The organism is Domibacillus sp. A3M-37, from assembly GCF_024213455.1.
Lineage (GTDB): Bacteria > Bacillota > Bacilli > Bacillales > Domibacillaceae > Domibacillus > Domibacillus tundrae.
Genome location: NZ_JANAVL010000013.1, coordinates 18,667 through 37,946 on the forward strand (window position 1 = coordinate 18,667; position 19,280 = coordinate 37,946).

General features: G+C 44.5%; 20 protein-coding genes, 1 pseudogene and 1 riboswitch. Of the genes and pseudogenes, 9 read left to right on the forward strand and 12 right to left on the reverse strand.

Annotation, left to right across the window (positions count from 1 at the left end):
- Positions 1-20: 20 nt before the first annotated feature.
- Together NLX67_RS16545 and NLX67_RS16550 are read right to left on the reverse strand one after the other, a co-directional pair.
- On the reverse strand, positions 21-1,280 hold the full coding sequence (locus tag NLX67_RS16545) for a dicarboxylate/amino acid:cation symporter (RefSeq protein ID WP_046181139.1): 1,260 nt from the start codon (positions 1,278-1,280) through the stop codon (positions 21-23).
- 134 nt (positions 1,281-1,414) lie between these two features.
- Positions 1,415-2,461 carry a DctP family TRAP transporter solute-binding subunit gene (locus NLX67_RS16550; protein ID WP_254312621.1) on the reverse strand — a complete coding sequence of 349 codons (1,047 nt, stop codon included), beginning with the start codon at positions 2,459-2,461 and terminating at the stop codon, positions 1,415-1,417.
- Positions 2,462-2,584: 123 nt separating this feature from the next.
- Between NLX67_RS16550 and NLX67_RS16555 the strand changes: the two genes are divergently transcribed.
- The 3 genes from NLX67_RS16555 to NLX67_RS16565 all read left to right on the forward strand — a co-directional run bounded on the left by NLX67_RS16555 (position 2,585) and on the right by NLX67_RS16565 (position 5,892).
- Positions 2,585-4,174, forward strand: coding sequence for an ATP-binding protein (locus tag NLX67_RS16555; RefSeq protein ID WP_046181141.1), 1,590 nt, complete (start codon positions 2,585-2,587; stop codon positions 4,172-4,174).
- A gap of 14 nt (positions 4,175-4,188) precedes the next feature.
- Positions 4,189-4,860, forward strand: coding sequence for a response regulator (locus NLX67_RS16560; RefSeq protein WP_254312622.1), 672 nt, complete (start codon positions 4,189-4,191; stop codon positions 4,858-4,860).
- A gap of 81 nt (positions 4,861-4,941) precedes the next feature.
- Positions 4,942-5,892, forward strand: a complete 951-nt coding sequence (locus NLX67_RS16565) for a bile acid:sodium symporter family protein (protein ID WP_254312623.1) — start codon at positions 4,942-4,944, stop codon at positions 5,890-5,892.
- A gap of 32 nt (positions 5,893-5,924) precedes the next feature.
- Here NLX67_RS16565 and NLX67_RS16570 read toward each other — a convergent pair whose 3' ends face one another.
- The 6 genes from NLX67_RS16570 to NLX67_RS16595 form a co-directional block, all read right to left on the reverse strand.
- Complete coding sequence (locus NLX67_RS16570) at positions 5,925-6,149, reverse strand: hypothetical protein (RefSeq protein WP_046181144.1); 225 nt, start codon at positions 6,147-6,149, stop codon at positions 5,925-5,927.
- Positions 6,150-6,367: 218 nt separating this feature from the next.
- A complete protein-coding gene (locus NLX67_RS16575) occupies positions 6,368-7,393 on the reverse strand; it encodes a ThiF family adenylyltransferase (RefSeq protein WP_254312624.1) in 1,026 nt (341 codons plus the stop codon).
- Positions 7,390-8,157: a thiazole synthase gene (locus NLX67_RS16580; protein WP_254312625.1), complete on the reverse strand. Its 768-nt coding sequence runs from the start codon at positions 8,155-8,157 to the stop codon at positions 7,390-7,392. Before NLX67_RS16580 ends, NLX67_RS16575 begins: the two co-directional genes overlap by 4 nt.
- A gap of 1 nt (position 8,158) precedes the next feature.
- Complete coding sequence (gene thiS / locus NLX67_RS16585; protein ID WP_046181148.1) at positions 8,159-8,362, reverse strand: sulfur carrier protein ThiS; 204 nt, start codon at positions 8,360-8,362, stop codon at positions 8,159-8,161.
- 260 nt (positions 8,363-8,622) lie between these two features.
- A complete protein-coding gene (gene thiO, locus NLX67_RS16590) occupies positions 8,623-9,747 on the reverse strand; it encodes a glycine oxidase ThiO (protein ID WP_254312626.1) in 1,125 nt (374 codons plus the stop codon).
- 17 nt (positions 9,748-9,764) lie between these two features.
- Positions 9,765-10,307, reverse strand: a complete 543-nt coding sequence (locus NLX67_RS16595; protein ID WP_254312627.1) for a thiamine phosphate synthase — start codon at positions 10,305-10,307, stop codon at positions 9,765-9,767.
- A gap of 94 nt (positions 10,308-10,401) precedes the next feature.
- Positions 10,402-10,512: riboswitch (TPP riboswitch) on the reverse strand.
- Between the two features lie 531 nt (positions 10,513-11,043).
- Between NLX67_RS16595 and NLX67_RS16600 the strand changes: the two genes are divergently transcribed.
- Positions 11,044-11,190 (forward strand): Fur-regulated basic protein FbpA, encoded by a 147-nt coding sequence (locus NLX67_RS16600; RefSeq protein WP_082091619.1) that lies wholly within the window; start codon positions 11,044-11,046, stop codon positions 11,188-11,190.
- Positions 11,191-11,197: 7 nt separating this feature from the next.
- On the opposite strand, the gene NLX67_RS16605 is transcribed toward NLX67_RS16600, so the two are convergent.
- Positions 11,198-12,439 carry an MFS transporter gene (locus tag NLX67_RS16605; protein WP_254312628.1) on the reverse strand — a complete coding sequence of 414 codons (1,242 nt, stop codon included), beginning with the start codon at positions 12,437-12,439 and terminating at the stop codon, positions 11,198-11,200.
- A 111-nt stretch (positions 12,440-12,550) separates the two neighbouring features.
- Here NLX67_RS16605 and NLX67_RS16610 point away from each other — a divergent pair, with 111 nt between their 5' ends.
- The 4 genes from NLX67_RS16610 to NLX67_RS16625 all read left to right on the forward strand — a co-directional run bounded on the left by NLX67_RS16610 (position 12,551) and on the right by NLX67_RS16625 (position 16,170).
- The gene (locus NLX67_RS16610; RefSeq protein WP_254312629.1) at positions 12,551-13,447 is read left to right on the forward strand and encodes a LysR family transcriptional regulator; all 897 of its coding nucleotides are present in this window, start codon (positions 12,551-12,553) and stop codon (positions 13,445-13,447) included.
- Positions 13,448-13,508: 61 nt separating this feature from the next.
- Positions 13,509-14,513: a lactonase family protein gene (locus NLX67_RS16615; protein ID WP_254312630.1), complete on the forward strand. Its 1,005-nt coding sequence runs from the start codon at positions 13,509-13,511 to the stop codon at positions 14,511-14,513.
- A gap of 1 nt (position 14,514) precedes the next feature.
- Complete coding sequence (locus tag NLX67_RS16620) at positions 14,515-15,294, forward strand: SDR family oxidoreductase (protein WP_046181154.1); 780 nt, start codon at positions 14,515-14,517, stop codon at positions 15,292-15,294.
- 234 nt (positions 15,295-15,528) lie between these two features.
- Positions 15,529-16,170 carry a uracil-DNA glycosylase gene (locus tag NLX67_RS16625; RefSeq protein WP_254312631.1) on the forward strand — a complete coding sequence of 214 codons (642 nt, stop codon included), beginning with the start codon at positions 15,529-15,531 and terminating at the stop codon, positions 16,168-16,170.
- On the opposite strand, the gene NLX67_RS16630 is transcribed toward NLX67_RS16625, so the two are convergent.
- Positions 16,145-17,416, reverse strand: a complete 1,272-nt coding sequence (locus NLX67_RS16630; protein ID WP_254312632.1) for an MFS transporter — start codon at positions 17,414-17,416, stop codon at positions 16,145-16,147. The two genes, NLX67_RS16625 and NLX67_RS16630, sit on opposite strands and share 26 nt — an antisense overlap.
- A 195-nt stretch (positions 17,417-17,611) precedes the next feature.
- Here NLX67_RS16630 and NLX67_RS16635 point away from each other — a divergent pair, with 195 nt between their 5' ends.
- Positions 17,612-18,544 (forward strand): manganese-dependent inorganic pyrophosphatase, encoded by a 933-nt coding sequence (locus tag NLX67_RS16635; RefSeq protein WP_046181157.1) that lies wholly within the window; start codon positions 17,612-17,614, stop codon positions 18,542-18,544.
- Positions 18,545-18,776: 232 nt separating this feature from the next.
- On the opposite strand, the gene NLX67_RS16640 is transcribed toward NLX67_RS16635, so the two are convergent.
- Together NLX67_RS16640 and NLX67_RS16645 are read right to left on the reverse strand one after the other, a co-directional pair.
- The gene (locus tag NLX67_RS16640) at positions 18,777-19,121 is read right to left on the reverse strand and encodes an ABC transporter permease family protein (protein WP_254312633.1); all 345 of its coding nucleotides are present in this window, start codon (positions 19,119-19,121) and stop codon (positions 18,777-18,779) included.
- Positions 19,111-19,275 (reverse strand): annotated as a pseudogene (locus tag NLX67_RS16645) (ABC transporter ATP-binding protein); the annotation flags it as partial. The gene NLX67_RS16640 and the pseudogene NLX67_RS16645, both read right to left, overlap by 11 nt.
- Between the last annotated feature and the right edge of the window lie 5 nt (positions 19,276-19,280).

Sequence of the window (19,280 nt, forward strand, 5' to 3'; positions counted from 1 at the left end):
AAGACGATAAAGTGTTTAAGTTAATTCGCCATTTTTGATTTCGTCACTTTAAGATCGGCAGGGGGGGTAAACTCTTTTTCTACTTTAGCAATAACAACAGTTGCCACGCCGTTTCCAATCAAGTTTGTAATGGCGCGTGCTTCTGACATAAACCGGTCTACCCCAAGAAGAAGGGCAATTCCTTCAACAGGAATCATCGGGAAAGCCGCCAGTGTTGCTGCAAGTGTGATAAATCCGGAACCGGTAACACCTGCTGCTCCTTTAGATGTCAGCATAAGAACGCCCAACAGCGTAAGTTCCTGCCAGATTGTTAAATCTATCCCATAAGCCTGGGCAATGAAGATCGCGGCCATTGAAAGATAAATAGACGTTCCATCAAGGTTAAAGGAATAGCCGGTTGGCACAACAAGTCCCACAACAGGTTTTGAACATCCATAGTCTTCAAGCTTTTTCATCAATTTTGGAAGTGCTGATTCTGAAGATGATGTTCCCAAAACAAGCAAGATTTCTTCTTTAATGAACGCGATAAATTTGAAAATGTTGAAGCCAAAAAGCTTGGCAATACTGCCCAGAATCACGATAACAAAAAGGGCACATGTAATGTAGACGCCAAGCATTAACTGGCCAAGTGATACGAGTGACCCAAGACCAAACTTTCCGATTGTGTACGCCATTGCGCCGAATGCGGCAACAGGAGACACTTTCATGATCATGTTTACAATGCCAAAGAAAATATCAGCTAAACGCTCAAATAAGTCGACAACCGGTTTTCCGCGCTCTCCAAGAGAAGCAAGAGCAAGTCCGAAGAAAATGGCAAAGAACAAAATAGGAAGCAAGTCGCCGCCTGCAAGTGCCGCCATTGCGTTATCTGGAACAACGCCGAGAACAAATTCCATTAATCCGTGGCTCGATTCTTCAGCGCCTTTTGTATATTCTGAAATATCTCCGCCTTCAACAGAACTCGTATTAAATCCTGCACCAGGTTGAAGAATATTAACGACTAAAATACCAATAGCAAGTGCGAATGTTGTGACAATTTCAAAGTAAAGGAGCGCTTTACCGCCAATCCGTCCAACTTTTTTCAAATCCCCCATGCTGCCGATTCCAATGACGACAGTAAGGAAAATAATTGGGGCAATGACCATTTTGATCATTTTAATAAAAATATCAGCCAGTACTTTCAGATCTTCTCCAAAAGCCGGAAAGGCAAATCCGACTGCAATACCTAAAAGAATCCCTATAATGACACGAACGGTTAAATTATTTAGTGCTTTACGCATCTGAAAACCTCCTTATTTATTAATTGATAGCGGTTTCATGACCTTGATTGAAATATTAACAGACTATTTACGAAATAAATATTTTTGGTGATAATGGTTTTTTTGGTCTTTATGGTCAAAAAAAAGAACGCTTTTTAGCGTTCCTCATCAGATGGAAATTGAATTTGTTTTATTAATTTATTTCCAACTTCATTTTCTGCTTTTTGATAAAGCGGCTGAAATGTTTGCAGCCATTTTTGTTTTTGTTGTTCTGTTAAGTAGTGGATCTGAATAGGAGAATTTTTTTGGATTTCCTGAAGCTGCTGTGCATTCATGTGAACAGACTCTTTCATATTCCATTTTGTTGTTTCAATCATCGCTTGTCGAATTTTTTTCTGAATGTCGTCGGGCAGGCTCTCCCAGAATTCCTCATTTACCATAACGGCATACCCGAGATATCCATGATTGCTGATCGTCAAATGCTGCTGCACTTTATACAGTCTATTGGAATAAATATTGGAAAGCGTGTTTTCCTGCCCATCAATTTTTTTCGTTTCAAGTACTTGATACACTTCATTAAAAGACATCACGAGCGTATTTGCTTTTAAGAGGCGGAACTGCTCGGCAATAATGGGTCCGGGCATAACACGAAATGTTTGTCCTTGAAAGTCGTCCGGCTCAAGCAAAGCAGTTTCATTGCTGGTCATTTGCTTAAAGCCGTTGCTCCAAAAGCCTAACCCTGTTACTTTCGGGTCAGTAACCATAGAAAGAAGCTGCTCACTTGTTTGACCTGTAAAAACGGCTTCCGCCTGAGTTTCACGTTCGAAAATAAACGGGAGATCAAGTACCTTCCATTCAGGCACGGTATCAATAAGCTTCGAGAATGAGGGCGCTATCATTTGAACATCGCCTTTTTGAAGCGCTTCGTACTCATCATCATCTGAATAAAGAATCCCATTTTGATAAATCTCCACTTCCACTTGGCCTTTCGTCTTTTCACTGACCAGTTCAGCAAATTTTTGAGCAGCAAGTCCTTTTGGCGTGTTTTCCGCGACAACATGAGAGAATCGGATGGTAATATGTGATTTGAGCTCTTCCTGTTCGTCATCATATGAGAGAGATTGAGATCCATTATACTGATAAAAATAATAGCCGGTAAGCAGTGCAAGGGTCAAAAGACAGAAGCTAATATATTTTGTCATAAGCGTCACCTGTTTAAAAGTCTTTCTTTTTATCATATCATTTTTTGGACGGAGTGCTTGTTCTCGCTTACGTGGTAAAATGATAGAAATGGTTGATTATTTTTTAGAATGGCGGCGTTATGAATGGTGCGAGTTCCGATCCAATGGAAAATAACCGGACTTATTATCTTTATTTTAATGTTTTCATTCTTAGTGCTTGGCATTGTATTAACGGGAAACTATCTGGAGACAACGGAAAGCGAACTGAGGGAACGGGCTATTTTAACGGCTCGTACGGTAGCTGAACTGCCAGGTGTGTCTGATCAATTATCGTCCTCGGGCAATGTGGCCGAAGAAGCTGCAGAAGCCGTTGAAGAGCTCAGGGTCATCAATAAAGCGGATTATATTGTTATCCTTAACATGGATCGTGTCAGGTTAACGCATCCTGTTAGAAGTCAGATCGGCAAAATATCAGGAGGAGATGATGAGGGGCCGGCGTTTGCAGAGCATGCGTATACAGCCAAAGGTGTGGGAGAAGAAGGAACGCTGATCCGTGCATTCGTACCGATTATGGACGAGGCACACAATCAGGCGGGGGTTGTGATTGCGGGTTATAAGCTGCCTCAGGTTATGGAAACGCTGCTGTCTTTAAAAAGAGAAATTTTTATTACAACAGGAATTGCTCTTTTGATTTCATGCTGGGGAGCTTATATGATGGCGCGGAATATTAAGCGGCAAATGTTTACACTTGAACCGCATGAAATCGCGCAGCTTGTTGTGGAGCGGACAGAAGCCTTTAATGCGATGCACGAAGGAATTATCGCCATCGATAAGTTTGAACGAATCACGATTTTTAATCATAAAGCAAAAGAGATGCTGGCTATTAACGGAGATGTGATCGGAAAGCAAATAAGAGACGTGCTTCCTGATACTTATTTGCCGGAAATTTTAACATTGGATCGTCCGATTTTAAACAAAGATCTGAATATTCGAAACAGGGCCATCCTTTCAACACGCGTCCCGATTCGTATTGAAGGATCAACAGTAGGGGCGATTGCTGTTTTCCAGGACAGGACGCAGGTAAAGCAGCTTGCGGAAGAGCTGACAGGTGTAAAAGCTTTTGTCAGCGCACTCCGTGTGCAAAATCATGAACATATGAATAAACTTCATACGATCGCTGGTTTGATTCAGCTTGGCAACCGTGAAAAAGCGCTTGAATATGTTTTTCAAGTATCAGAGGAGCAGGAAGAACTAACACGCTTTTTAACGAAAAGCATACAGGATGACAGTGTATCTGGATTGCTGCTGAGTAAAGTAAGCCGTGGAAAAGAATTGGGTGTTCAAGTAACAATCGACCGGCATAGCTCTTTGCACGCATTTCCTCCTTATATGGATCATCATGATTTTGTTTTGGCACTTGGAAATTTAATAGAAAATGCATTTGATTCATTTAAACAGCCAGGAGAAGACAATCAAATTTATGTCAGCATTCAGCAAACAGATGACGTATTATCTATTTTAGTAGAAGACAATGGCGAGGGAATAAAAGAAAAAGATCAGCCATTTGTTTTTCAGCAGGGGTATTCCACAAAAGCGGATACAGGAAGAGGTATAGGGCTGTATTTAATCAAAGATATTGCTGAAAAAGGAAACGGAGACATTCAAATGGAGTCAATTGCTGGTGAAGGGACGACGTTTCAGCTTGTATTTCCGATGAATCATGAAAAAGAATAGAGGTGGATGATAGGATGATTAAGGTGCTGCTTGTTGAAGATGACCTGATGGTTCAGGAAGTGAATAAGGAATTTATTAACAGAGTGGATGGGTTTGAGGTCATTGGGCTTGCCGGAAATGGAATTGAAGGGATGGAACAGATCCGTCGTTTGTCACCGGACCTTGTTATCATCGATTTATATATGCCTATGATGGATGGCCTTGAAACATTGCATCTTCTGCGAAAAGAAAGTCATCCAGTAGATGTCATTGTCATAACAGCTGCAAGTGATATACATACAGTGCGCCAATTCATCCAGCAAGGGGCATTTGATTATATTATGAAACCGTTTAAATTCGAACGGATAAAGCAAGCGCTTGAAAATTACCGGTCCTTTCGGAATCGCCTGCGTGATGATGGAACGATCAGCCAAAGAGAACTGGATGAACTGCTACTCCAAAAAGAACGCGATGAGGATCTGGATAATTTGCCGAAAGGATTAAATGCAGTGACATTGCAAAAAATCATCTCTTATTTGAATCAAATAGATAAATCTGTTTCGGCGGAAGAAGTAGCGGAAGGGGTCGGCGCCGCAAGAGTTACCGTACGAAGATATTTAGATTATTTAGAGAAACGTGGAAAAGTACAAATCGATATCCAGTACGGGGGCATTGGGCGGCCGATCAACAGATATAGATTAGCATAGCTGCTGTGCCCAAGAATACATACAGCCGGTCCGGCCATAATGATACAATAGGGCTAAAAAGAAAGAATGGAGTCTTTTTACATGCTTCAAGCAATTAATCTATTTTTAACAAGGTGGATGCCGATTTTGACACCACTCAGCGTACTTTTCGGTGTTCTTTTGGCTGAATACATTCATTTATGGGTTATTATCGTTCCGTGGGTGTTTGCCTTTATGACATTTACCGGAAGCTTGAATTCAAATTTCCGCATGTTTTACCATACAATGACGCATCCTTTTCCTATCTTTTTAGCGTTGGCGATTCTTCATTTGATTACCCCGGTTTTTGCCTGGACAGTTGGTCACTTTATGTTTCCGGATGACCCGCTGACGGTGACCGGGTTTACGCTCGCACTGGTCATTCCGACCGGCATCACAAGTGTGATTTGGGTGACGATATATAAAGGAAGTGTGCCGCTTGCACTTGTGATCATTTTAATTGATACGATGCTTTCGCCACTTGTCGTTCCATTCAGCATGTCAGTTTTTGCAGGAAGTAAAGTGGAAATGGATGTGCCGGCAATGGTCAGCGGTTTGTTTTGGATGATTGTCCTTCCATCGTTGCTCGGCATGATCGTTAACGAGTGGCTGAAAGCAGAAAAAGCAAGCCGGATCAGTCAGGCACTGTCACCATTTTCAAAGCTGTCACTCCCCGTTGTCATTGTGATTAATAGCGCAGTTATTGCTCCATACTTTCGCGACATTGACGCGAAGTTTATCCGGATTTTACTGACGATTTTATTCGTCGTATTGTGCGGGTATTTGATTTCGTGGGGGCTCGCCATTGCATTCAGGCAGCCAAGAGAGAATATTGTGACGCTCCTGTACATAGGCGGGATGCGGAATATTAGTGCCGGTGCCGTTATTGCCGTCAACTTTTTCCCGCCGCAAGCAGCGGTGCCAGTCGTTGTGTGTATGCTGTTTCAGCAAATGCTGGCCGCGTTTCATGGATTCCTGCTGATAAAAGCGTACCCACGGGAGGTACGCGCATGAAAAAACGCCTATCCAATCGGATGGGCGTTTTTTCACTTCTTTTTATTTTCCTGCCTGTCCCGGTGAGCGGCTGCTAAATTTTCGGCATCGCCTTTCATAAGGAAAAAGGTAATTATGCCGGACAAAACGGCAGCGCCGGCGGAAATAAGCAGGCGGATGTCGCGTTCAATCATCGCATAGTCTTTATTCAGCATCCACGTTGCAACGGAAAACACGATCACCATGATCGGGATGATGAAAACAAATCGCTTTATCATTCTAACGGTTCCTTTCGTGGCTGTTTGTTTTAGTGTAGCATATTTCTCATTTAAGGAACGCCAGTGATTTTTCAACTTTGTGAAATGGAAGAAATTCAAGTGTTATTTCGGCATCGCCGTTACGCATTCAGCCTGCTGCTAAGTTCCGTTATGTCGGTTGGGCTATCTGCCGATTACGAATATATTTTATTGGCTTTACGGCAGTGCCGCCATTTCTGCTACTGAAAATAGTGATAATATACTTTCTTGCTTTCTTCAATCGAAGACACGCCTTGAATAAATATGCGTCCATCTCCAAAAGCAGTAACAGTATAGGGTTCCTGTTGAAACGAAAGCAAAAAGCCATTTTGATGGGTAATGGCCGCTGTATTCCTTACGTGTTCAGCAAGTTCACCTAAATTGCGTTTTGAAATGCCGGCGGGACGGATCTGTACCGTATCGCGGCCGCACAGCACGGCGAATTTTGTTGTATGTTCGTACGATAAAAACGGATAAATCGGATGTGCTCCGCAGGAAGGACAGTCCGGTTTTTTCATGCGCTGCACGTCAACGGATGAAAATTGATTTTTCCATAAGTCGAATGAAAAAATGGTTCCGCGCAGTGTGTCCGTGCTGCCTGTCAGCCATTTTAGTGCTTCGGTCGTCTGGATGGAAGCGGTCATTTGCACAGCAGGCGAAATAATACCGGCTGTGTCGCATGTCGCTCCCGCCCCTGGCATTGTGTCCATTAAGCAGTGCAGGCACGGTGTTTTCCCAGGCAAAACAAACATCGACAAACCGCCGGATGCGACACATGCGCCGTATACCCAAGGCACGTGATATTTTTGTGCGACGTCGTTTATCACAAATCGAATATCGAAATTATCTGTACCATCGATAATTAAATCGATTTTTTCTTCTATTATAATGTGTTCCAAAAAAGCGGCATCGACGTCTTGTGTAAATGCAGAAATAATCACATTTGAATTGATTGCTGTCAGTCTTTTACGCGCTGCTTCTGCTTTTGGCATTCTGTCAATCGCATCCTGCTCCGTGTATAAATTTTGCCGATGCAAATTGGAAAAATCGACATAGTCTCTGTCCACAATCGTGACCCGGCCAATACCGGCACGGACGATCATTTCCGCATTCGCTGCACCGAGCGCGCCGGCACCAATAATGAGAACATTTTTTTTCTGCAAGGCGGCCTGTCCGCTTCGGCCAATGCCGGGGAACAGAACTTGCCGTGAATAACGATCTGTCAAAGCACGCTCATCCCTTCAAGCGGGCTTGACGCATTCGCATGAAGCTTTTTCGGGATACGTCCCGCTTCAAAGCCGCCCCGTCCTGCCAGTACAGCATGCTTCATCGCTTCCGCCATTTTAACCGGATTGTTTGCACCGGAAACCGCTGTATTCAAGAGGACACCATCCGCGCCAAGTTCCATTGCTTTCGCCGCGTCAGACGGCACGCCAATTCCCGCATCAACGATAACCGGCACATTCGACTGTTCAATAATGTAGTGGATATTCAGCGGATTGACAATGCCAAGCCCGGTTCCGATCGGAGACGCCCCCGGCATAATCGCATGGCAGCCGAGATCTTCAAGCCGTTTTGCCAACAGCACGTCATCGGATGTATACGGCAGCACGATAAACCCTTCTTCTAAAAGCATTTCAGACGCCCGCAATGTTTCAACTGGGTCAGGCAAAAGGGTTTTATCACAGCCGATCACTTCTACTTTAATCATGTCACATAAGCCGGACGCTTTGGCAAGCTTGGCGATCCGGACCGCTTCCTCCGCTGTTTTGGCACCTGCTGTATTAGGCAGCAGTGTATACTTTTTCACATCGATTTTTTCTAAAAAATTCGGCTGATCTGGTTCGAACATGTTCATCCGGCGCACCGCAAACGTTAAAATTTCTGTTTCAGATGCTTCAATCGCTGCTTTTTGCGTATCAAAGTCGGGAAATTTCCCGGTTCCGAGCAGTAAACGCGAGTTAAATGAGTAAGGTCCAATCTTCAACATATTATCCGCCTCCTACAAATTGTACAATTTCCACACGGTCGCCATTCGTCAGTTTTTTATCATCCCGCGTCGCTTTATCTAAAATCGATTGGTTTAATTCCACAATGGCAAGTTCTTTATTCAACTGAAAATGGTCCAGCAGGTCGCGAACTGTCGCGACGTTTTCCGGAAGATCGACTTCTCTTCCATTTACAATCATATTCATACAGGTGATGCCTCCTTTTTTCTATTGAAAAGTGTCACTTCAAGAATGAGATCGACTTTTAAAAGAGTTTATTCATATCTAGCTCCAGCACCCTAACGCCTAGTGTACTTCGCTTTCCTCCTTGCGATAAGTCAACATCGAATCGCGGGCCCACAGGATGTGGGTCACGAAGGCGTTGCGGCACGATGCCGCGTTCCTAGCCTTTGATCTTCTTTATCTCGAACGGATCGCTCCAGTCCATACGGTGCTAAACAGGGTGCTTACGCTTTTATTTTTAAAAAACGCGCCGGTGAAAAGGGTGCAAGGCGCTCCGCTGTTTTTGGGCAGCCGCTTAAATATTTTTCCATCAAGACACCGGTAATAGGACTGAGCAAAATGCCGTTCCGATAATGTCCGGTGCATAAGTAAAGCCCATCGATAAAGGGATGGGGACCGATGACGGGAAGGTGATCCGCTGCCAGTGGGCGCACACCAGACCAAGTCCGTTCAATCGTGCCCGTGTCTAAAATCGGCAAAAGACATGCGGCCCGGTTCAACAAAGACCGGATGCCGCCAGCTGTGACAGATGGATCAAATGAATCCGGTGTTGACGTGGCACCGATCAGCATTTCGTTGTTTCGTTTCGGTACGATATAGCAGCCGTCGACCGCAAACACTGTTTTGACTGGCGCATCGTTTTTTAATTTGACGGAGACACATTCTCCTTTAACGGGAGTCACTGGTGGTGCAAAGCCTGTTTCTGTCAAAAGAGAAGAGCTCCATGCGCCAGCAGCATTGATGATTCGTTCCGCAAAAAAAGTACCCAGCTCCGTTTTTACACCAAAAGCTTGTCCATTTTCGATCAGAAGACCTTGAACTTTGGAATGCTCATAAACATGGACACCGGCATTAACCGCAGCCTGCAGCAAGGCGTGAGCGAGCAGCGGTGCTTTTACTTGATTGTCTTTTTCCAAATAAATTGCGCCAGCTGTATGGGCGGTCATTTTTGGTTCAGCACTTGGCACTTCGTCTGGCTCCAGCCACAAAACAGATGAATCTTTTCGGGATAAAAATTGGTGTTGAGCCATAAGGGCCGGGCGGTCTTCAACAGATACGGCAACTTTCAGCAAGCCGGCTTTCCGAAATTCAATATCGATTCCGGACTCTTCCAGCAATTCATCACGCAAATCAGGGAACAAATCCCGGCTCTCCAGCGCGATCTCCATGAGCGGATTTTCACGTTCAAATTCATTTTGAGCGCCAAGCATTCCGCCCGCCGCCACAGACGCTTTTCCAGCAGTGCCGGAATCAAAAAGTGCAACCGCGTAACCCGCCTGGGCCAGCCGATAAGCGATGGAGCAGCCAATCACCCCTCCGCCGATTAACAAATAATCGTATGTGTTCATGAACCAATTCACACCTTTCATTTAAAAAAAGCAGAGATCATCGCGGAACCAGAGGCGCCTGCCCGCCGAACTGACGAAATATTTCCCTCGTGAATACCGCCAATCGCAATAACCGGAATCGAAACGGCTCCAGCGACCTCAGACAGCGCGGCAAGACCGCGGCCGGGCAGGCCTTTTTTGGATTTCGTCGCAAACACATGACCAAAATAAAGGTAATCGGCTCCGTCCGCTTCCGCTTTTTGAGCAGATGCGGCCGAGTGTACAGACTGACCGGCAAGCTTGTCTGAATTCGCTTTTTTAAATGGTGCAAGCCGATTATCAAATTCCGTAAAATGAACGCCTCGCACCGGTAAAAAATGCGCCAGTTCAGGTGCTGAATGAAGAATCAATTTTTCGGGTGGAACGCCCTGTTGGATGAGCTCTGCCACTTTAACCGATAATTCCTTAACCGACAGCTGTTTTTCGCGGAGACAGACTGCGTCAACATTCTGAAAGATGAAAAGAATCGTTTCTTGAACGTACCAAGGCAGGCCAGCCCCATCTGTTACAGCGTGAATCATCCTGCTTCACCTCCTAAATCCTAAAAAAAACAAAATAAAAAGCGCTGCCTTCCAAAAAGGAAAGCAGCGCTGTAAGAATACAGTTCAGGTGTAATAAACGTCTTCGCCACTTTCCTACGCCAGTATGAACTGGATCAGGTTCCAGGAATCCCAAAGTCAATCACTTTGATCTCAGCCCTTTTAAAGGGCACCTCCAGTGTATGAATATTCAGTTTTTTAAAGCCTATCATAAAAAAAGCTGAGTGTCACGATAATTTCTTTCGACAGAACAAGACAAAATGACCGAATTATTTTATTATTAAGATAACTATATAAGTTGACCTTATCATTTTGCCTTCTGCCACTCGGGTGAACGATCCACCCTCTAAAGAGTGGCCTGCCTGACAAAAACTAGCTTCATACCCACTGTTACGGTCTCTTTTGTGTGAGGAGCGTTTTGGCTTGCTTCTTTTAACGAGAGCCGAAATGGCAGCGGGCGCACGGCTTCGCGCACCATAGGGCAGACGCTGAGCTCGTTTCCGCCGCTCTCACCTGGCCGGCTAGTCCCACTGGAGTCTGCGCCGCACACCTGCCGCCTCTGCTTTTTCATGAGTGAATGTAAAAATGAAGCCGGCGAATGTGGCGGCTGGAAATCATTATCTCTTTTTCTTGTAAATATTTGTCGTAAAGTATGTTTCATAAAGTACTTATGCGGGGAATATACTAAAGGCAACAAGAAAAAAAGGGGAAGTACATCATGCACACGACAGAAAATGAACAAATGATTTGGATTGAAAGGCTTATGGCGCAGGGGATTTTTAAGTATGGCGACCGTCAGCTTTATGAATTATCAATGGAAGAATTAATGTATTTAAGTGATGAAGATGAAACAATAAATAACTAAAAAATGCTCAAGCGCTATCCATAGCGCTTGAGCATTTTTGTTTTTTTAGCGAGCAGTAAACACCTGGCCGGTGGCACTCTGCATAGAAAATGAGTGGGATGGTGATGGTAAGAAGCAAGAGAATCAAGCCGATGACACCGACCCAATGAAAGTGCGTCCAAAACCAGCCTCCGAACGAACCGACGATGCTTGAGCCGAGGTAGTAAAGAAATAAATAGATAGATGAAGCCTGTGTTTTATTAAAGCCGGCATAATCACCCACCCACGTGCTTGCAATCGAATGAGCGGCGAAGAAACCGAATGTAAATAACGCGATCCCAATGATTTTGATGAAAAGTACGGCAGGCAAAGTCAGCATCGCTCCAGCAGCCATAATGCTGATCGACCATTTCAGCATAAGCGGATTGCCGTACGTATCAGCTTTTTTCCCCATATATACCGCGCTGAACGTCCCTGTTAAAAAAACGATGAAAATAAAACCGATGAGCGTCTGGCTGAGCGAGTACGGGGGCTCGCTCAAGAGAAAACCAATGTAGTTGTAGAGCGTAACAAAGCTGCCCATTAACAAAAAGCCAAATGACACAACAGCTAAAAGCGGCCGATTGTAAAAATGAATCCGGTATGTCATGATCATTTTTTTTAAAGAAGGTTGTTTTTTTGCGGAATGACGAGGCTCCGGCAGTGTAAATAAAAAAACGATGCTCGCAGCAAGCGCTATGCAGCCGATCAGAATGAGTGCCGCGCGCCAATTAAATATGTCAGTCAATAATCCGGTTAATATGCGGCCGGACATACCGCCGATTGTCGTACCGCTAATATAAAGCCCCATTGCTGAGCCGATCGCTTTCGGATTAAATTCTTCTGACACATATGCCATCGCAATCGCAGGCACCCCTGCCAAAAATATACCAAGCAGTGCCCGGAAAGCAAGCAATGTCCAAAACGTTGGACTGAGTGCTGTTAAAATACCGATAATAGAAGCGGCAAACATTGAAACAGCCATCAATTTTTTTTTCCCAAAAGCATCGGCATCGGATAAGGCTCCAGCGACAATCATGGCAATGGATAGTATGCCAGTTGATAAGGAAAGCGCGAGACTTGCGGCTGACGCAGACACGCCAAACTGCTCTGAAAAAAGCGGCATAAGGGGCTGTGTCGTATACAACGTCGCAAATGTGACAAAGCCTCCTAAAAAAAGGGCGAAACTGGCTTTTTTTTGTTCATCTGTTCCTTTTTCAATAAAAGACATCTTTATCCTTCTTTCTTCCTAATTCATACATTTACTATACGCTTTGAAAAATGATAATTCCAATTTATAATTAACATCATTATCATGCATTTATGTTATGGAGGAGATCGGATGGAATGGCATCAAATTGAAAATACAGTGGCTGTCGCCGAAACCCGAAATTTTACGAAAGCAGCGAAAAAAAAAGCGGTGTCGCAGCCCGCACTAAGCCGGTCTATCATAAAATTAGAAGAAGAGCTCGGTACGCTGCTTTTTATACGCGGCAAAAAAGACATTCGGCTGACACCATCGGGAGTGGTATTTGTTGAAAAAGCAAAGCAGATTCTTCAGCTGATGAAAGAAGCGAAGGAAGATGTTCAAGAAATGGCTTCACCTGATAAAGGAAATGTCTCCATTGCTTTTTTGCCGACATTCGGACCGCACGTACTGCCAAATTTGATCGCGGAATATAAGCAGCAGTTTCCGAATGTCTCCTTTGGGCTGTCACAGGGAGCCGGGGAAGTGAATATGAAAAAAGTGCAGGAAGGACAGGCGGATTTATGCATTACGGCGCCTCCTTATGACCGTCCGGATATTGAGTGGACAATCGTCCGGGAAGAGCAGCTCTATGTCACCGTGCCCATGCAGCATTCGTTTGCAGGTTTTAAAAACATTTCGTTTCGCGAAGCAGCGGCTGAGCCGTTTATTTCGTTTAAAAAAGGGTTCGGTCTCAGGTTTATGTTCGATGTGATGTGCGAAGAAATGGGACTTGAACCGGACATTACGTTCGAAGGAGAGGAGGTGTCCACCATTGCTGGGTTTGTCGCGGCCGGGCTTGGGATTTCCGTTTTGCCAAAAAAACCGGAAATCGCACATGAGCCGCTCATTTTTATTGAAATTAATGATTATCTGCTCATTCGGAAAGTGGCTATCGGCGTGAAAAAACAAGTGCCGTTATCACCTGCGGCCCGCCAATTTAAAGCGTTTGCAGAAAAGTATCTGCAACAAAATCAGGGCGGACATGTATGAAAAATGAAAAGACGGGGTAATAAGATAAAATAGAACGAAACGTAAATGGAGGGATTTATTGGTGAATCACACACTCTGGATTGGCAGTTATGCAAAAAAAGAAGAGCCGGGTATTTACAAGGTGATTGTTGATACGGATAACGAAACACTGGCGGTTAAAAATCGTTACAGCGGCGTGGAAAATCCATCTTTCTTGGCGGAGGCGGACAGTTATCTATATGCGGCGTCTGAATCGATGGATGGGAAAGCGGCTCTTTTTGCCATTGAATCTGACGGCCTTGTATTAAAAGGAACGGCTGATTCAGGGGAAATGGCTCCATGCCACATTTACGCTGAAGATACATATGCATGGACAGCAAATTACGGAGGTTCTGTAACGAAATATGAACGGAGCGGCGAAACACTTGCGAAAACGGCTTTTTCAAAACATGAAGGAAGCGGTCCAAATGAAGAACGCCAGGATGCGCCGCACGTCCACTCCATCACCCCTTTTCCGGATGGCAAGCATTTGCTCGTTTGCGATCTTGGCACCGACACACTTGCTGTTTACAATAAAGACACACTGGAAATTATAAAAGAAGTGAAGGCGGCACCGGGCGCCGGACCACGAATGACACTTTTTCATCCAAAGAAGCCGATTGTATATGTGATGAACGAGCTTGATTCAACTGTTTCGATTTACAAGGTGGGCGATCAAGGGTCGATTACGCATCTGGATACATTTGCTGGACTACCGTCTGCTTACAGCGGTGAACATACGGGGGCTGATTTGCAATTAAGCCCGGATCAGCAGTTTTTATACGCGACAATTCGCGGGTGGAATGGGCTGGCGGTTTTTGATGTTGGAGTAGATGGCAGCCTCTCAAAGCCGCGTCACGTAAAACTAGATGGAAAGACGCCACGTAGTTTTTATGCTTTAGAAAACGATCCTTATTTAGTGATTGCGTATCAAGATTCTAATGAAGTCTGCCTGCTTAAAATTGAAGAAAACGGCTTGCCTGTTTTCACGGGCCAGCGTGTGTCGGTGACAGAACCGGTCTGTGTTATTAAGAAAGGGGAGAATTGACATGAATACATCACTAAAGGGAAAAACAGCTCTTATTACAGGCGCAGGATCAGGAATTGGCCGGGCAGCCGTCATTAAAATGGCAGAAGCGGGAGCGAACGTTATTTTATTAGACCGGAGCCCGGAAGATTCAGATCAGCTTGTCCAAGAGATCGGCAAAGATCGCGCATTGCATGTAACGGCTGATGTATCAGATGCTGATCAAATGGAAAAAGCGATTCAAGAAGGCGCTGCGAAGTTTGGAGGCATCGATATTGTATTTGCAAATGCAGGGCAAAATGGAACATTCACGCCGCTTGAACATTTGGACCCGGATGACTGGAATTCGGTGATGATGACAAACTTAACAGGCACCTTTTTAACATTAAAATATTCGATTCCTTATTTGAAAAAGCAGGGCGGCAGCATCATTATCACCTCGTCCATTAACGGGACGCGCACCTTTAAAAATTTTGGCTTTTCCGCTTATGCCACAACAAAAGCTGGTCAGGTCGGTCTTGGCAAAATGGCCGCAGTGGAGCTTGCGCAATTTAAAATTCGGGTAAATGTAGTCTGTCCAGGTGCAATTGAAACAAACATTGACGACAGTACGAATATGGAAGAAGAAAAGCTGAAGGAGATTCGAATTCCAATTCATTATCCAGAAGGCAATCAGCCGCTTGCCGGCGGTTCCGGACAGCCAGAACAAGTGGCGGATCTCGTTCATTACTTAGCAAGCGATGCCGCCAGCCACGTAACAGGCTCTGTCGTCTACGTGGATGGCGTTGAGTCGCTTTTATAATGGGACATAAACCAGCGTTAATGGATAAAACTCTTTATAAGTAAACACAATGACAGTTAACTGGCGACAAATGCAGAAACAGGTTATGAATGCCGGTTACAGCAATTACACTGTAACGGAAGACATTGTAAATAGTGCACAGGAAATGCAACTTTAAAAATTAGCCCCGTTTAAAGCGGGGTTTTTATTTCGTTTCAACGGGAAAAAATGAGTAAAAAAGAAAGAAGCGATCGTATGAGAATTCCGGAAGAGCTTGCAGAGCTGGGTAAAAAAAGGATCGAGCCTTATCCTGTAGAAGGGTTTGTATATGGGAGTGGACCGAAACATCCAAGGTTGATGCTTGTCGGTGAAGCGCCCGGTGAAACGGAAATCGGCAATGGCATACCATTTAGCGGCCGGGCAGGTAAAGAATTAATGAAGTTTTTAGAAATGGCAGGTGTGATGCGGGAAGAGGTTTATATTACAAGTGCCGTCCGGAGCCGCCCTTACAAATGGGGAGAGAAAAACGGACCGGACGGCACGAAAATCATGCGGAAGTATAACCGGGCGCCGACAAGTAGTGAAATCCTGGCACACGCTCCGCTGCTCGATTATGAAATCGAGCATGTCCACGCGCCGATTATTGTCACGCTTGGCAATATCGGCTTAAATCGGCTGATCGGAAACAAGAAAAAAGTATCCGATCTTCACGGCGAGCTGCTTGTACAGCCGGTGCTGAGGTTAAAGTGTGACCAGTACGAATGGACAGAAAAACAATATCGTCTTTTTCCGACCTTTCATCCAGCTTCGATTTTTTATAACCGCAGCCTGCTTCAACTAATTCATGCGGATATGGAAAAGCTTCGTGATATTATGCAGGAATTTTCCGGTGAATGATCAAGCCGATCAAGACAAAAATCATTAACGACGAAAGAGCGGCCCGGCTGGCGATGTCTCCGTAATCGGCAAGCAGAAGCGTAATCGTTCCGTACATGAGCGGACCGACAATCGCTGATAATTTTCCCGAAAAAGCAAACAAGCCGAAAAACTGGCCGCGCTTATTTTCAGGAGACAACTCAATAATAAAAATACGGGATGTAACCCACACAGCACCCAGAGCGACGCCGAACAAGCTGCCGGTCACCCAGAACATCGGCCGGTTCATCGCAAACGTACCGAGTAGAAGCGCCACAAATAAAATGAGACCAACATAAAACACCGCTTTTTTTGCACCAGCTGCTCGTGTAATATAGCCAAAAATAAAGGAACCGATAATACTTGAAACAGTCGAAACGAGATAAAGCAAAATAAATTCGCCTGACGTGAAACCGACGATGGCTTTCGCGTACACAGCCATCATCGCGATCGCCGTCGCAATGGCATCATTAATGAAAAAGTACACGATCATAAATAAAAAGATCGCCCGGTATTGCTTCATGTCTTGAAACGTTTCCCATACATCGCGATAGCCGGCGAAAAAGGGCCGCTTCTCCTGTGTAGGGCCTGGTGTTTCTTTGTACAAAAACAGCATCGGCAGCGTAAAGAGGAAAAATAAAATCGCCGTCGGCAAAAACGCATCCGCATAATTGCCATCACTGACAAGCGGATAAACGGCAAGTCCGACAAGTGTCCCCATATAACCGACAGCCACGCCAAATCCCGACAGAACAGACATCGTATCTTTCGTGCCAATGTCTGGCAGCATCGCATCATAAAAAATTAAGCTCGACTGGTAAAAAAACTTGGCGGCAACAAACAATAAGACAACGACAGCAAACGCAGCCGGCAATCCGCCAAATTGGCCGAAATTTTGCGGCGCGATCAGTCCCATAAGTGCGGTGAAAAAAATCGCTGCGAGCGCAAAAGCAATCACGTAATGCTTTTTCCGTCCGCTCCGGTCGATCCACACGCCAAACAATGGTGAAAAAATAACAAGAAATAAGCTCGAAACCGCATTAGCATACGACAAAAAGGTGCTGGCCATCTGATCAAGCCGTTCATTACCGCCGGCCACTTCCTGAACATAAAATGGAAAGAAGATCGTCGTAATATTCGACGAAAAAATCGTATTCGCAAAATCGTACAATGCCCATGAAAGAACAGGCAGCGTGAAAAAAAGTTTCCATCCGTGCGTTTTTTGCATAAAAGCACCTCCATCTTATTAACAATTCGTACTTATTGGTCTATGTTCCTGCCCTTTACAATAATTTAACATTTAAACGAATTAACCTTATAGGAGTTTAACTTGATTTCCGTTATACTGTAATTAAGTAAGGAAACTTTTTTTGTTTTGCGTTAAAATGAAATGGAATACTCTACATAAAGCGAGGGAAAACAATTGGGAAAAACATTTATTTTTGGTCACAAAAACCCGGATACCGACACAATTTGCTCAGCGATCGTATATGCGGACTTGAAAACAAAGCTTGGTTTTGACGTGGAAGCGGTCCGCCTTGGCGACGTAAACGGCGAAACAGAATTTGCTTTAAAGAAATTTAACACGGAAGCCCCGCGCTTAATTGAAAAAGCGGCACCGGAAGTGGAAACGGTTATTTTAGTCGATCATAATGAGCGCCAGCAAAGTGTAGATGACATTGATGACGTAAACGTTCTTGAAGTCATTGACCATCACCGCATTGCAAACTTTGAAACTACAGACCCACTTTACTACCGTGCAGAACCGGTTGGCTGTACAACAACGATTTTAAACAAGCTTTATAAAGAACATGGCGTGGAGATCGAAAAAAACATCGCCGGCCTTATGCTGTCAGCGATTATTTCCGATTCATTATTGTTTAAATCGCCAACATGCACAGAAGAAGATATGAAAGCAGCGAAAGAATTGGCGGAAATCGCAGGTGTAAACACAGACGAGTACGGACTTGATATGCTTAAAGCGGGCGCGGACTTAAGCGGAAAAACAGCGGCTGAACTAATCGGCATCGACGCAAAAGTGTTCCCGATGGGCAGCAAAAAGGTCGAAATCGCGCAAATTAACGCGATTGATCCAGCGGACGTTTTAGCATTGAAAGCGGAACTTGAAGAAGCTGTCACTGAGGCAATCGTTGAAAAAACACTTGACTTGTTCCTTGTCGTTATTACAGACATCTTAAACAGTGATTCAGTTGCTGTGGCAATTGGTGCTGAAACATCAGCTGTTGAAGAAGCATTTAACGTGAAGCTTGAAGACAACCAGGCAGTGCTGAAAGGCGTCGTATCACGTAAAAAACAGATCGTTCCGATCCTTACAGAAATTTTACAGGCACGCTAAAAAAGAGGGACTGTCTCTTCGTTCAGAGAGACAGTCCCATTTTTTTAATTCATGACCCATTTGTCTTTTAAAAACAGCATTCGTCCGATGATCAAAAAGACGGCCACGCACAAAAGATTCGTGCCGAGCATGATCAGTAAATGTTCGTAATTAACAACACCGACGGTCAATTCTTTCAGTACACTGAACAAATTTAAAATCGGAATGGCGAAATGCTGAACAGTTAATTCATTTACGCCAATGAAATGAAAGCGGGAACGCCATTTTGAATATTTTCTGAAAACAAGCCATCTGTGACGAGTGCAGCATGGGCATCGCCGTCCGCGACCAACTTTTCGGGGTCTTGTGCTGCTTCAATTTCAATATTTGGAGAAGAAGTAAAGATGCGTTCTGCTTCCGCCTCAAACGTGTTATCTACAGCTAATGTATAGATTTCGTCGCTTCCATCTGAAACGAGGCTTTCATAAAATAAGGTCAGTCCGGTCATCATGACGATGGGCAGGAACACACTGAGCAAAAGCGTGCGCCGGTCTCTGAAACAATCCTTCAGCTCTTTTAAATAAATGTTAAGAAGCATAATGAGCTCCTCCTCTTACAAGCTTGGACATAAAGATATAGTTCAAGTCCTCGCTTCCTTCTAATGTGTAAAGTGTATCCAGCTTCTCGTGACAGATGAGTTCTCCTTTATGAATCATCGCGACCGAATCACAAAGCATGGCGACTTTCTCCATGTGCT